Annotated in this window: 8 protein-coding genes; 2 read left to right on the forward strand and 6 right to left on the reverse strand. The window is 72.8% G+C overall.

Annotated elements, in window-relative coordinates; genetic code table 11:
- Positions 1 to 2: 2 nt before the first annotated feature.
- Both ACK99Q_RS14800 and ACK99Q_RS14805 read right to left on the reverse strand, forming a co-directional pair.
- Positions 3 to 818 carry a glycosyltransferase family 2 protein gene (locus ACK99Q_RS14800; RefSeq protein ID WP_410186869.1) on the reverse strand — a complete coding sequence of 272 codons (816 nt, stop codon included), beginning with the start codon at positions 816 to 818 and terminating at the stop codon, positions 3 to 5.
- The gene (locus ACK99Q_RS14805; RefSeq protein ID WP_410186870.1) at positions 811 to 4,899 is read right to left on the reverse strand and encodes an alpha-(1->3)-arabinofuranosyltransferase family protein; all 4,089 of its coding nucleotides are present in this window, start codon (positions 4,897 to 4,899) and stop codon (positions 811 to 813) included. Before ACK99Q_RS14805 ends, ACK99Q_RS14800 begins: the two co-directional genes overlap by 8 nt.
- 113 nt (positions 4,900 to 5,012) lie before the next feature.
- Here ACK99Q_RS14805 and ACK99Q_RS14810 point away from each other — a divergent pair, with 113 nt between their 5' ends.
- Positions 5,013 to 6,200 carry a lipopolysaccharide biosynthesis protein gene (locus ACK99Q_RS14810; protein ID WP_410186871.1) on the forward strand — a complete coding sequence of 396 codons (1,188 nt, stop codon included), beginning with the start codon at positions 5,013 to 5,015 and terminating at the stop codon, positions 6,198 to 6,200.
- 22 nt (positions 6,201 to 6,222) lie between these two features.
- Here ACK99Q_RS14810 and ACK99Q_RS14815 read toward each other — a convergent pair whose 3' ends face one another.
- The 4 genes from ACK99Q_RS14815 to ACK99Q_RS14830 form a co-directional block, all read right to left on the reverse strand.
- Positions 6,223 to 7,056, reverse strand: coding sequence for a class I SAM-dependent methyltransferase (locus ACK99Q_RS14815; RefSeq protein WP_410186872.1), 834 nt, complete (start codon positions 7,054 to 7,056; stop codon positions 6,223 to 6,225).
- Between the two features lie 66 nt (positions 7,057 to 7,122).
- Positions 7,123 to 9,108, reverse strand: coding sequence for an acyltransferase family protein (locus ACK99Q_RS14820; protein ID WP_410186873.1), 1,986 nt, complete (start codon positions 9,106 to 9,108; stop codon positions 7,123 to 7,125).
- Positions 9,105 to 11,060 carry an acyltransferase family protein gene (locus tag ACK99Q_RS14825; protein WP_410186874.1) on the reverse strand — a complete coding sequence of 652 codons (1,956 nt, stop codon included), beginning with the start codon at positions 11,058 to 11,060 and terminating at the stop codon, positions 9,105 to 9,107. The genes ACK99Q_RS14820 and ACK99Q_RS14825 overlap by 4 nt, the downstream gene beginning before the upstream one ends.
- Entirely contained in the window at positions 11,051 to 11,755 is a 705-nt protein-coding gene (locus ACK99Q_RS14830; protein ID WP_410186875.1) for an NDP-sugar synthase, read from the reverse strand. Before ACK99Q_RS14830 ends, ACK99Q_RS14825 begins: the two co-directional genes overlap by 10 nt.
- A 60-nt stretch (positions 11,756 to 11,815) precedes the next feature.
- Between ACK99Q_RS14830 and ACK99Q_RS14835 the strand changes: the two genes are divergently transcribed.
- Positions 11,816 to 12,274, forward strand: a complete 459-nt coding sequence (locus ACK99Q_RS14835) for a hypothetical protein (RefSeq protein WP_410186876.1) — start codon at positions 11,816 to 11,818, stop codon at positions 12,272 to 12,274.
- Positions 12,275 to 12,302: the final 28 nt, after the last annotated feature.

Here is a 12,302-nt window from a genome sequence, read left to right on the forward strand (position 1 = left end):
CCTCACACCCGCGCCCGGCGGCGACCCGCACGGGCGCCCCACAGGTAGCCCGCGGCCTCCATCACGCGCATGCCGGCCATGCCGATCGCGTGGACGGGGCGGCGCGCGAGCCGGCGCCAGCTCTGGGCGTAGGCGCGCAGCACGCCGGAGCCCTGGTCGGCCATCGCTCGGTCGTGACGGTCGACGAGCGCCGGGAGGCTGAGCCCGTAGTAGTAGCGCTTCTGCCAGATCTCCCGAAGGGTCAGCCTGCCCTCGTCGTGGTCGACCACGACGGGCGCGAGCTCGACGGTGCCGCCGGCGTCGCGGATGCGGAAGCGCAGGTCGGCGTCCTCGGGACCCGACATCGACTCGTGGAACCCGTCCGCGAGCATGTCGGCCCGACGCAGCAGGCGCGGGTTGTGCAGCCACGGCGCGTCGAGGTAGCACTCGCGCTCGAGCGCCCGGCAGGCCGTCCAGAAGCCGTCGCCGATCGTGCGCTCGGGCAGCGCCACGCCCGTGGCGTCCGTGGCGGCGGCGGTGCGCACGGCGGCGCTGACGGCGTCGACCGGCAGGTACATGTCGCTGTCGAGCCACAGGATCCAGACACCCTCGGCGGCGCGGATGCCGCGGTTGCGCTGGGCGCTGCGCTCGGGACCGGCGGTGATGACGACGTCGGCGATCCCCCGCGCGACGTCGTCGGTGCCGTCGGTGCTGTGGTTGTCCACGACGATGAGCTCGACGTGCGGGTGGTCCTGTGCGCGCACCGAGGCCAGGCAGCGCTCGATCGTGCGGGCGTTGTTCCGCGTCGGCACGATCACCGACACCAGGGGCTCAGTCATCGTCGTCCCTCCGCAGGAGCAGGATCAGGCTGCCGGCGACGGCCAGCACGAGGCCCGCGCCCGCGAGGTGGTGCGGCACGAGGCTGGCCGCGATCACGTCGGCCGAGAGCTCCCCGATCCCGTCGCGCCGGGCCTGCACGACCAGCAGCGCCAGGATCGAGGCGAACACCAGCCCCGACCCGAGGTATACGAGCCGGCGCGGGTCGACGGGGCGCAGCCAGGTCAGCACGACGGCGACGAGGGCGCCCGCCAGGCCGCCCCAGCCGAGCAGGAGTCCGGCGCCGACCACGCCGGTCACCGCGAGCACGGGCGTCGAGGCCCAGCGCGGCCGCAGCGAGGTGGGCCCGGCCGGTCCGTCGGGCAGCGCGAACAGGCGGCGGCGCACGAGGGCGCCGACGATCAGCGCGAGCGCCGCGAGCAGGCCGACGCCACTGGCACCGAGCGCGATGTTCGCCCAGGTCTGCGGCGTGTAGCGGATGTCGATCGTGGCGGCGGCGCCGTCCTCGACGATCCAGCCCGTGGAGAAGCCGTCGAGCGTGACCGGGGCGCCCAGGTCCTTGCCGTCGGCGGTGGCCCGCCAGTCGGGGTTGTAGCTCTGGCCCGTGACGACGGCGTAGGGGCCGTCGGCGACCTCGACGTCGAGTGTCTGGTGCGCGTCGCCGTCGCGGGTGGTCTCGGAGATGATCGGCGAGCCGAAGCGCTCGAGCGACTCGCGGGTGTCGCTCAGCTGCAGCGAGTCGAGGATGAACGCGGGGTTCGCGTCGATCGTGTGCTCGCCGGCCTCGAGACGCGTGGTCCCGCAGCCCACCCACGGCGTGCCCTGCTGGTCCTTGCGCGCCAGCAGGCTGGTCTGCGGTCGCATGAGCAGGCCGGTGCCGTCGGCGAGGGCGACGGGCAGGCACTGCTGCTCGTCCTCGTCGGCGTCGGGCATCTGCAGCCCCGTGTCGATCGAGCGGAACGTGGGCGGAACGCCCGTCGGATCGCCGGCGATGCCGTCGATCGTCACCCGCACGGCGGAGCCGCGGACGGGCTCGTCGAGCTCGATCGTGGTCTCCCCCAGGCCGATCTCGGACTCGGCGACGTCCCGGCCGTCGACGCTGACGGTCACGCGCGAGGCGCGGTGACGCGTCTGGTCGTCGAGGATCCGGGCGGGCTCCTGGTCGATGACGACGCGGTCGATCCGGCGCTCGTCGCCACGGATCTCCCACCAGGCGCCGCGGGTGTTGCCGCCCGGCACCCAGCCGGTGTCGGCGTCGCCGTCGGCGGCGCGCGAGGCCCGGTAGGCGGGGTTGTCGAAGTAGTAGCCGCTCGACTCCGCCTCGACCTCCTTGCCGCGACCCTCGACCCGGTCGTACATGACCTCGACCGGGCCGTTCACGCGGACGTCGGCCTTCGTCTCGAAGGCGCGGCGGTCGGGCAGCGTGACGACGCGGTTCAGGGCACGCTCGGAGTCGTCGTTGATCGAGGGCGTGTTCTGCACGCGGGTCAGCAGGACGTCGAGCGGCGTGCGCGCGAAGCGCAGGCGGTCGTCGGCGTCGAGCTCGTCGTACGTGCTCGAGAGCGTGAGCGGGGTGCGGCCGGCGACGTGGGCCAGCTGGCCCAGGCCGATCTCGGCGATGCCCACGAAGTTGAAGCCCTCGCCGCGGGTGGAGTCGATCGTGAGCGTGACCTCGTCGGTCTCGACGCCGCCGAGCCGCGCGGTGGCCAGACCGCTCTCGGGGAGGGTGATCGTGTCGCTCCGGCCGCCGGCCGACACCGTGACCTCGTCGATCTGCACGTCGCCGATGGGCAGCTGCGCCACGGGGACCTCGTCGAGCGTGACGGGCTCGTCGAACTTCGCGACGAGACGCTGGCCCGCCGCGGTGCCGAAGTCGCCGAAGCGCCAGCCCGTGGTGAGGTCGCCGTCGACGGCGAAGTCGCCCGTGCCGTAGGGCAGGTCGAAGAACGTGCCGCCCGAGCGCGACGTGGTGACCTCGACGACGGAGTCGACGCGCACCGTCTGGTCGTCGGGATTGGTCCCGAGCGTGCGGGTGGCGCCGGGGTCCTGGTCCTCGCGCAGCAGCGGGCCCTGGCCGACGGTGAGCCGGTTGGCGATCACGCTGCGGCGCGCGTTGGTGTCGGTCAGCACCATCCGGCCGACCGTGTCGAGCGCCGTGCTGAAGTCGTCGGTGGACAGGTCCTGGGCGTACCGCACCAGCGGCGAGTCGTCGAGCAGGCCGGCGTCGGCCATCGCGGGGAACGAGAAGCCGTCGCCCGCCACGATCACCTGGCCGTCGAGCGGCACGGCGCGCAGCGGGTCGCGCGCTCCGCCGACGTCGTAGATCTGGACGGGCGGCAGCAGGTGCTCGCCGTGGAAGAAGGGGTCCTCCTCGGCGGGCGAGAGCGTGTTCTGCCCGGGCACGCCGATGTTCTCGCGACCGAAGAGGCCGGGGTCGCCCGCGACCAGCTGGTTCATCTCGGACGGGCGCGCGCCGCCGGTGTTCTCCCACACCACGTCGTTGCGCAGCAGCACCTGCCCGGCGCCGAGGTAGCGCGCCATCGTGGAGACGACGGCCCCGGTGGACGTGCCGGACTGCAGCGAGCCGTCGAGCGCGGCGAGGAAGTTCACGCCGGGCGGCGAGGCGTTGGGCGTGGTCTCGGGAAGCACGGCGCGCCGGTCGATGAGGGCGTTGACGATGTCGTCGGGACGCTCCTCGGTCCACCGGTAGAACGGGCGGACCTGGCCGGGCAGCACGAGCACCGAGCCCGGCCGGGTGCTCTCGTCCACCGAGGCGGCGGCCTCGTGCCAGTAGTCCGGGACGTCGATCGGCGAGATGTAGAGGCGGCCCGACAGCGCCGGCAGGCACCAGGCGGCGAACACGCTGGCGGTGACGACGACCACCACGGTGCGCGCGGGGTGGAAGCGCCAGACGCGCGGCGCGAGGTGGACGACCGCCATCACCAGCCCGATCGTCATCGCGACGACGAGCACCGCGCCGATCTTGTTGGTCGTGCGGAAGGCCGAGAGCGCCGGGATCTCGAGCAGCTGGGCCAGCAGGAGGCCGAAGGGAGACGCGGGACCGTCCTCGGTGGGGAACACGCCGACCATGACGACCGCGGCGCCGAACACGGCCACCGTGACGAAGACCCGGGCGCGGGTCCGTGCCCAGGCCAGCGCCGTGAGGCCGAGGGCCGGCCACAGGGCCGTCAGCACCATGATGAGCGGACTCACGACGTAGACCGCGTGCTCGGGGACCCAGGGCCCGGCCGAGCTGGAGCCGTACAGCGGCCAGAGGCCGAGCCCGCGCAGCACCTCGGTCAGCGACGAGACCTTGGCGATGCCGGTGAGCGACTCGGAGCCCTCGACGATCTGGGCGCCCGTGGTCAGCGCGGCGAACGCCGGCACCAGCCAGTAGAGCGACAGCACGACCACGAACAGCGCGGACTTCGCGAGCACGCGCAGCGCCTCGAGCCAGCGCAGTCCCTCGCTCGCGCGGATCGCGAGGACGACCGGGATCACCGCGAGCAGCTGCAGCAGCGGGACGACGGCGACGTTCATGCCGCTCATCGCGAAGAAGGTGAGGCCGAACAGCGCCGGCCAGGCCCAGCTGGCCGGACGGCGCAGGCCGTGGATGAGACACAGCAGCTGCCACGGCAGCAGCGCCATCGGGAGCGCGATGGCCAGCGTGGCGCCGGCGCTGATCGTGTAGGGGTTCGCGAGGAACAGCACGGCCGCCAGCAGGCCACCCCAGCGCCCGACCCGCGGAGCGACGACCCGCGTCAGGCGCGCCGCGCCCCACGCGGCGACGAGCCACAGCACGAAGTGGAAGACCTTGAACGCCAGCTCGGGCGACAGGCCGATCCCCCGCAGCGCGGAGAGCACGAGCAGCACCGGCGCGAGACCCACGTTGAAGTTCGGCGAGCCCAGGTACGGCGACGCGGTCCACGACGACATGTACTGGCCGAGCATCGCCCACGGGCGGATGTAGATCTCGGGCTTGATGTCCGTGTAGAAGGTGCCCCAGCCGTTGAGGCCGATGACCAGCGCCAGAGCGACGATCGCCGAGCCCACCACGAAGCGGTAGTGGGTGAACAGGCGCACAGAGAACTCCCTCGAGGTCCGGCCGGTCGGCCGCGGGCACAGCGTCGTCCAATATAGCCCGCGTCACACATCTGTTACCGGCGAGTCACGAAGCCCGGTAGCCTGAGGTCGCCATGCCCCGTCCGTCCCCCTCGTCTCGCACGCGTCCGGGCGCCGGGGCGGCACTCGGCGTCACGATGGCCGTCGCCAATCTGCTGAGCTACGTCTTCGTTCTCATCCTGTCGCGCGCGCTCGGTCCGGCGGACTTCGGCGGCTTCTCCGCGCTCTCCGCCTACGGCATCGTGCTCGCGGTCCCCGCGGGCGCGCTCCAAGTGATCGTGGCCCGTCACGTGGCCGGCGCGTCGTCGGACTCGCAGGGTCTGCGCACCGCCGTGACGGTCGGCACGGCGCTGGCGGGAGCCACGATCCTCGCCTCTCCCCTGCTGGCCGACGCCTTCCGGCTCGACACGGCGTGGTCGGCCGTCTGGCTCGGCCTGACGCTGGTCCCGATGACCCTCACCGGCGCGTTCCAGGGCATCCTGCTCGGTCGCGACCGGCTGGCGGCGCTCTCGGCGATCTACGTCGCCACCGCCGGAGGGCGGCTCGCCGCCGGAGCCGGCGGCGCGGCGCTCGGCCTCTCGGTGGCCCAGGTCTTCGCCCTCCTCCTGCTCGTGGCGGCCGGCGTGGCCGTGCTCGGGGCGTGGCTGTGCCGCGACGACCTCACGCTCGCCGAGGACCAGAGCCTCGGCACCGAGCTGATCCGCGCCACGATGTCGCTCGGCGCGTTCATCGCGCTGACGAACGTCGACGTCACGCTGGCCCGCGCCTACCTCGACGACCACGAGTCGGGCGGCTACGCCCTCGCGGCGACCTTCGGCCGGGCGATGGGCTGGGGCACCCAGTTCGTGGCGCTGCTGCTGGTCCCGCGGATGCAGGGCCCGGGGGCCGCCCGCTCGTTCCGCCGGTCGCTGCTGCTGATCCTCGCGCTCGGCGTGGCCGGCGTCGCCGTGATCGCGGTCGCCCCCTCGTTCTGGGTCGAGCTCGCCGGGGGCGCCGAGTACGCGGAGTTCGGCGGCCTCGCGGTCGCCTGCGTGGCGCTCGGCGTGCTGTGGGCGCTCGTGCAGGTGTCGCTGTTCGCCGAGATGGGCCTGGACAGCCCCTGGCTCGGCCGGTTCACGTGGCTCGTCCTGGGCGTGCAGTGCGTGCTGGTGGTGCTGTGGTTCCACGACACCCCGTACGAGCTGGTCGGCGTCTGCGCCGCCGGGGCCGCCTCCATCGTGGCCGCCGCGCTCGTGCGCTCGCGCCGTCTCGGCACGCGCTGACGAGACGGCGGAGCGGCGGTCGTCAGTCCTGCTTCTGCTCGATCGCGCGCGACCGGCCCATGACGATGCGGGCGCCCAGCTTCATGATGCCCGGGAACTTCGTCGCGGCCTTCCACGCGAGCCGGTTGAGCCGGTTCTGCACGTGCACCTGGTAGCGACGCAGCCACTCGTCGCGGCCCTTCAGCACCGACGGGGCCGTGCGGCGGAACGTCAGTGCGTGCAGGCCGTTGGCCCAGCGCGGGTCGTCGTCGGACTTCGCGTCCCACGTGGCGTCGATCGTCCAACCGGGGTGGCGGTCGAGGAAGAGGCGGTGGGCGCGCTGCACGACGGGCCACGTGGCGTCGTCGATCAGCACGAGCGCCTCGTCGGCGAGCAGCGGCTCCACGACCGCCAGCGCGAGATAGTGCGCCAGCAGCGTGTGCTCGCCGTCGTAGAAGTAGACGCCGACCGGGCGGTCGATGATGTGCGGAACGGCCATCAGCTGGAAGCAGTCGCCCTCGAGGAGGCGGACGTCGGCGCCCTCGCCGTACTTCGCGAGGTTGGCCATCAGCTCCTCGCGGGCCTCCTGGCCGGCCATGCCGAACTCCAGGAAGTTCTCCATGGCGTAGAAGACCTTGTCGGCGTTGTCGCGAACGGTGCCGCACATCGACCGGCCCTTGAAGGTGCCGACCTCGAGATAGGCCTCGTCGGCGGGCATCAGGGATGCCGCGAGGTTGAGCATCGCCAGCTCGTTGGAGGAGGTGAAGCCGGTGACGTCGGCCTTGACCTGGTCCCAGTACGGATCGATCGGATCGGTGTCCTGCGGATCGCCGGGGAAGAGCGTGGGGGCGCGGTCGAAGAATGCGGAGGTGTCCATGAATGCCTTTCGTGCGGCGACCAGCCTACCTGCTGGTAACCGGATTCTGGGGTGAACCGAGCGGGTTCACGCGCGGGTCTGCCAGCGCTCCCGGATCGACGGCGCGAGCCACGTCCAGACCATCGGCGTGGCCTCCTCGGAGAAGTGCAGCTGGTCGCGGAAGACCTCGATCCCGTGGCGCTCCCTGGCGAAGCCGCGCTGGCACTCGAGTGCGTCGTAGAGGTCGAGCACGGGCACGCCGTTCGTCTCCGCCCAGGCCGTGAGCCAGCCGTTGATCCGGCGCGGGTCGACCACCGTCTCGGCGATCTCGGGACGCTCGTCGAACCAGTCCTGGTCCTCCGCGTCGATCTGGTAGTCGCCGATCGAGTCGGCGCGGCACGGCAGCGTGGCCAGCTGCACCTGCTGGACGTCCGCGGCTCGAGCGTCGGCGAGCAGCCCGTCGAGCTGCTCCTCCACGGCCGCGCGGTAGGCGGGATCGTCGACCTCGAGCAGGCTGCCGTCCTCGCGCTCGTGCGGCACGCCCAGGACCGAGCCCACCATGAGCACCAGCACCTCGGCGTCGGCGTCGCGCAGGTCCTGCGTGAGGTTCTCGCGGCCCTCGCGGCACTCGTCCGAGACCTCCTCCTGGTTGCGCGGCGTCCAGTGGATCGTCAGCGGCAGCAGGCTGCAGCCCTCGGTGGCCAGGTCGGTGACCTGGAGGTCGGCGAAGGTGCGGTCGGGGAAGCCCTGCGCGAGGTAGTGGGCGACGGAGTCGCCGTAGAGCGCCGCGCGCACGGTCTCGCCCTGGGGCGCGTACGTCGGGGTGCCGTCGACGAGCGCCGGCACCCGGCCGGCCTCGAGGTCCTCCTCGACGGTGGGCACGTCGCCCACCCGGACCGCGGCGAGGACGACCGCCGCGGTGGCCCCGACCGCGAGGACGCGGCCGCGGTCGATCCCCCCGGTGAGGCGCGCGAGGCCGCCCAGCATCACCGGGACCTCGACGAGGTGGAAGCTCAGCGCCGCCAGCGCGAGCGTGACGAGCGAGCCGAGGATCAGGGTGCCCTCGACGGGCAGGGCCGGCGCGTAGCGGTCGAGCCACAGCTTCACCGGCCAGTGCCACAGGTAGAGCCCGTACGTGAGGATGCCGAGGTACACCAGCGGCGCCACCGTGAACACGCGGCGGAACAGGCCCGGTCCGACCTGCACGGCGCCCGCCAGGCCGACGGCCGTGAGCGCGGCCAGCATCAGCATGCCGCCGGACTCGAACATGAACGGCGACAGCGGCGGCACGACGAAGAAGCAGACGATCGAGGTCAGGGTGGCGGCCCACGCCCAGAGCGCCGCGACCCGCGGGCGCATGTCGGCGGGCCGGCGGCCGTCGCGGTCGGGTCCGACGGCGAAGGCGACCGCCATGCCCGCGAGCAGCGCCTGCACGCGGGTGTCGGTGCCGTAGTACGCGTGCGCCTGTGCCTCCGTGGACCCGACGCCCACGATCGCCGTCCACACCGCCGAGGCGGTGGCCAGCGACGCGACCACGGCCACGCGCGCCCACCGACGGTGGACGAAGCGGATCAGCGCCATCACCAGGAACGGCGCGACGAGGTAGAACTGCTCCTCCACCGCGAGAGTCCACACGTGGCGCAGGAACGAGGGGTTGGCCCACTCGACGAAGTACTGGTCGGCCTGCTGGACCAGCCGCCAGTTCATGACGAAGCCCATCGTGGCGAAGATGTCGCCGCGCATCGAGCGGCGCGTGGCGTGGTCGGCCGCGAGCACGCCCCACGTGGCGATCGCCAGCAGCATGATCGTCAGCGCCGGCAGCAGGCGCCTGGCGCGACGCCGGAAGAAGTCGACCACGTCGATCCGGCCGCGCCGAGCGTGCTCCTTGAGCATGATCATGACGATCACGTAGCCGGAGAAGACGAAGAACAGGCTGATGCCGACCCACGCGCCCTGCAGGGCCGAGACGCCGAAGTGGTAGAGCAGCAGCACGACGACGGCCAGCCCTCGCACGCCGTCGAGGGTCGCGCTGCGCGAGCCCTGGCTGTTCCGCAGGGAGAAGACCGAGCTCATCGCGTGGCCTCCCGCGCCCGGTCGCGCACCGTCGGCGCCAGCCAGGTCCACACCATCGCCGCGGCCTCGTCGTCGAAGTGCAGGCCGTCGCTGAAGAGGGTCACGTCGTTGATCTCCTGCACGGGTCCGTCGCCGCAGCCCAGCACGTCGTAGAGGTCCACCAGCGGCACGGAGCGTGCGCGCGCCCACGCGCGCACCCAGTCGTTCACGACCGAGGGCTCGGCGGTGGCGTCGATGACCTCGGGGTGGTCGGCGACGTACGTCGAGATGCCCGGGATCGTGGCCATCTGGCGCGGGTCGCGGCACGGCAGCGTGGCCACCTGCATCGTGGTGCCGGACTCGGCGGCGCCCTCCCGGAGGCGGTCGAGGGCGTCGAGCACCTCACGCCGGAACCGCGAGGAGTCCAGCCAGATCGGCTCGCCGTCGGGGTCCTCGTGCGGGATGGCCGCGAACGTCGGCAGCATCACGAGCACGGTGTCCACGTCGGCGTCGCGCACGTTCGCGGCGAAGTCGCGCTTCGCGGCCCGGCACTCCTCGTCCTGCTGGAGCTCGCGGTAGGCGATGCGCGACTCGAGGAGGTCGCACCCGGGCACGGCGAGCGACGTCACCGAGAGGTCCTCGTACTGCTCGGCGGGGAAGACCTCGGCGAGCCGGTCGGGCAGGGAGTCGCCGAACACGGCGATGCGGGTGGGCTCCTCCCCCGCCTCGTAGGCGGGCTGGCCGGCGCGCAGGGGCGGCACGTCGCGCGGCGCGACGGCCTGTCCGGTGGCGGGGACCTGCCCGACGAGCACCGCCATCACGACGACCGACGCGGGGCCGACCACCGCGAGCCAGCCCGGGCGGCGCAGCCGCGGCACGAGGCCGCGCAGGCCGTGGTCGAGCACGGGCCGCTCGAGGTAGCGATAGCTGAGCGCCGCCAGCAGGGTCGTGACGAGACAGCCGACCACGATCTCGGCGGCGGTGCCGATCTGCGGCACCCCGCGCTCGATCCAGAGCTTGACCGGCCAGTGGTAGAGGTACAGCCCGTAGCTGCGCTCGCCGAGCCACGCCAGCGGCCGCCAGCCCAGGACGTGGTGCACCGAGAGATCGGGCCGGGCGACGCATGCCCAGACGAGCACCGCCACGATCGCGGACTGCACGAGGATGCCGCCCCGCTCGAAGAACAGCGACGACATCGGGTCCACCAGGACGAGCGCGGCCAGCAGGCCCAGGAGCGACGCCCAGGCCATCGGCTCGAGCACTCCCCTCGACGGGACGCGACGTGTCACCGCCCCGGCCCCGGCCACGAGGTACGCGAGGAGGACGCCCACGAGGAGGGACTGCACGCGGGTGTCGGTCCCGTAGTAGGCGTGCGCCTGCGCGGTGGCGTCGCCGACGCCGACCTGCGCGGTCCACCACGCCGAGGCGAGGGCCAGCAGCACCAGGACGACGGCCGCGATCCGGCGCGATCCCAACCAGGCCAGGACCGCGAGCAGCAGGGGCACGACCACGTAGAACTGCTCCTCGACCGACAGGGTCCACGCGTGGCGCAGCATCGAGGCCGAGCCGAACTCGGCGAAGTACTGGTCGGCCTGCGCGATCAGCCGCCAGTTCATGACGAAGCCGAGCGTGGCCACGAGGTCGCCGCGCAACTGGCGTCGCGCGGCGTCGTCGGCGAACGCCAGCCCCCACACCGCCAGGACCAGCAGCAGCGCGATGAGCGCGGGCAGCAGCCGGCGGGCCCGGCGCCGGTAGAAGCCGAGCAGGTCGACCCGACCGAAGCGCTCGCGCTCGACCAGCAGCAGCCGGGCGATGAGAAATCCGGAGAGCACGAAGAACACGTTGATGCCGGTCCAGGCTCCACCCAGGACGGTCAGGCCGAAGTGATAGGCCATGAAGAGGAGCATGAAGCCGCCGCGGATGCCGTCCAGCGAGGCGACCCGGGCGCGTGCCGGCGCCGCCGTCACGCCCACGCCCGCCGTGCCTGCTCGAGGGCCTCGGGCGTCCCCACGTCGAGGAAATCCGCGTCGTCGCGGTGCGCGCGGACGTCGGCGACCCCGACCAGGCGCGGGAACACGTCGACCTCGACCGACAGCGGGACGGTGTCCGGCAGGTCGAGCAGCACCTCCCCACGCAGCACGTAGGTGCCGGCGTTCACGAGACCGGCTCGCGCCTCGGTGGGCTTCTCGTGGAACCCCGTGATCCGGTCGCCGTCGACCGAGACCAGGCCGTAGGCCCGGGCGTCGGGCACCTCGCGCACGTGCAGGAGGGCGGCGGCGCCGGACTCCTCGAACGCGCGCACCTGCGCCGCGAGGTCGTGCCGCGAGAGGAGGTCGCCGTTCACGACCACGACGGTGTCGTCGGGTGCGACGGAGCCGCGCGCGGCGAGGGCGAGCGCGCCTCCGGTGCCGAGCGGCTGGTCCTCGCGGCTGTACGAGAGGCGTGCGCCCCACTCCTCGCCGGTGCCCAGCTGCTGCTCGACCCGGTCGGCGCCGTACCCGACGGCGACGGCCACGTCGGGCACGCCGGCGGCGACGAGGCGACGGATCTGGTGGGCGACGAGGGGCTCTCCGCCGACCTCGACGAGAGGCTTGGGCAGGTCGCCGGTGGCGGCTCGCAGGCGGGTCCCGAGACCCCCGGCGAGAACGATCCCACGGCGCACAGACACAGCCCTAACTCTTGGTTACCCGCGCGTACGCACGGCGTTCGCCATAGTAGTATGCGTCACATGCTCGACGACTCCGATGTGCGTTCTCGCCCCGTCCCCAACCTCGGGACGAAGGTCGCGATCCTCGCGGCGATCCCGTTCCTGGCGTACGGGATCTACCTGCTGCTGACGCCCATCACCGAGATCCAGACCAGCTCGGGCGCGATCTTCGAGTGCGGCTCCGCGCTGCAGCCGCCCGCGGACAAGTTCCAGGCCGGCGTGTGCGGCCCGATCAACACGCAGTACCTCTACCGCGCCCTGGCCTCGATCGTCGCCGCGGTCGGCATCGCCGGCGTCGGCGCGATGCTCTTCGGCTTCACGCACCAGGTCGAGCGCGCCCGCGGCGGCCGTCACGGCTTCGCCGACGACTACGAGTACTCCGACCGCGACCACGACGAGCGTGGCTCGGTGCGCGGCACCGACCGTGACGACCACTCCGACGGCGGCGCCCGGCGCCGACTCCTCGACGACGGACGCTGAGACCCGCGGGCCCCGCCCGCCGCCTCGA

Source organism: Aeromicrobium sp. MLTX1, from assembly GCF_046452335.1.
In the GTDB taxonomy this organism is placed as follows: Bacteria; Actinomycetota; Actinomycetes; order Propionibacteriales; family Nocardioidaceae; genus Aeromicrobium.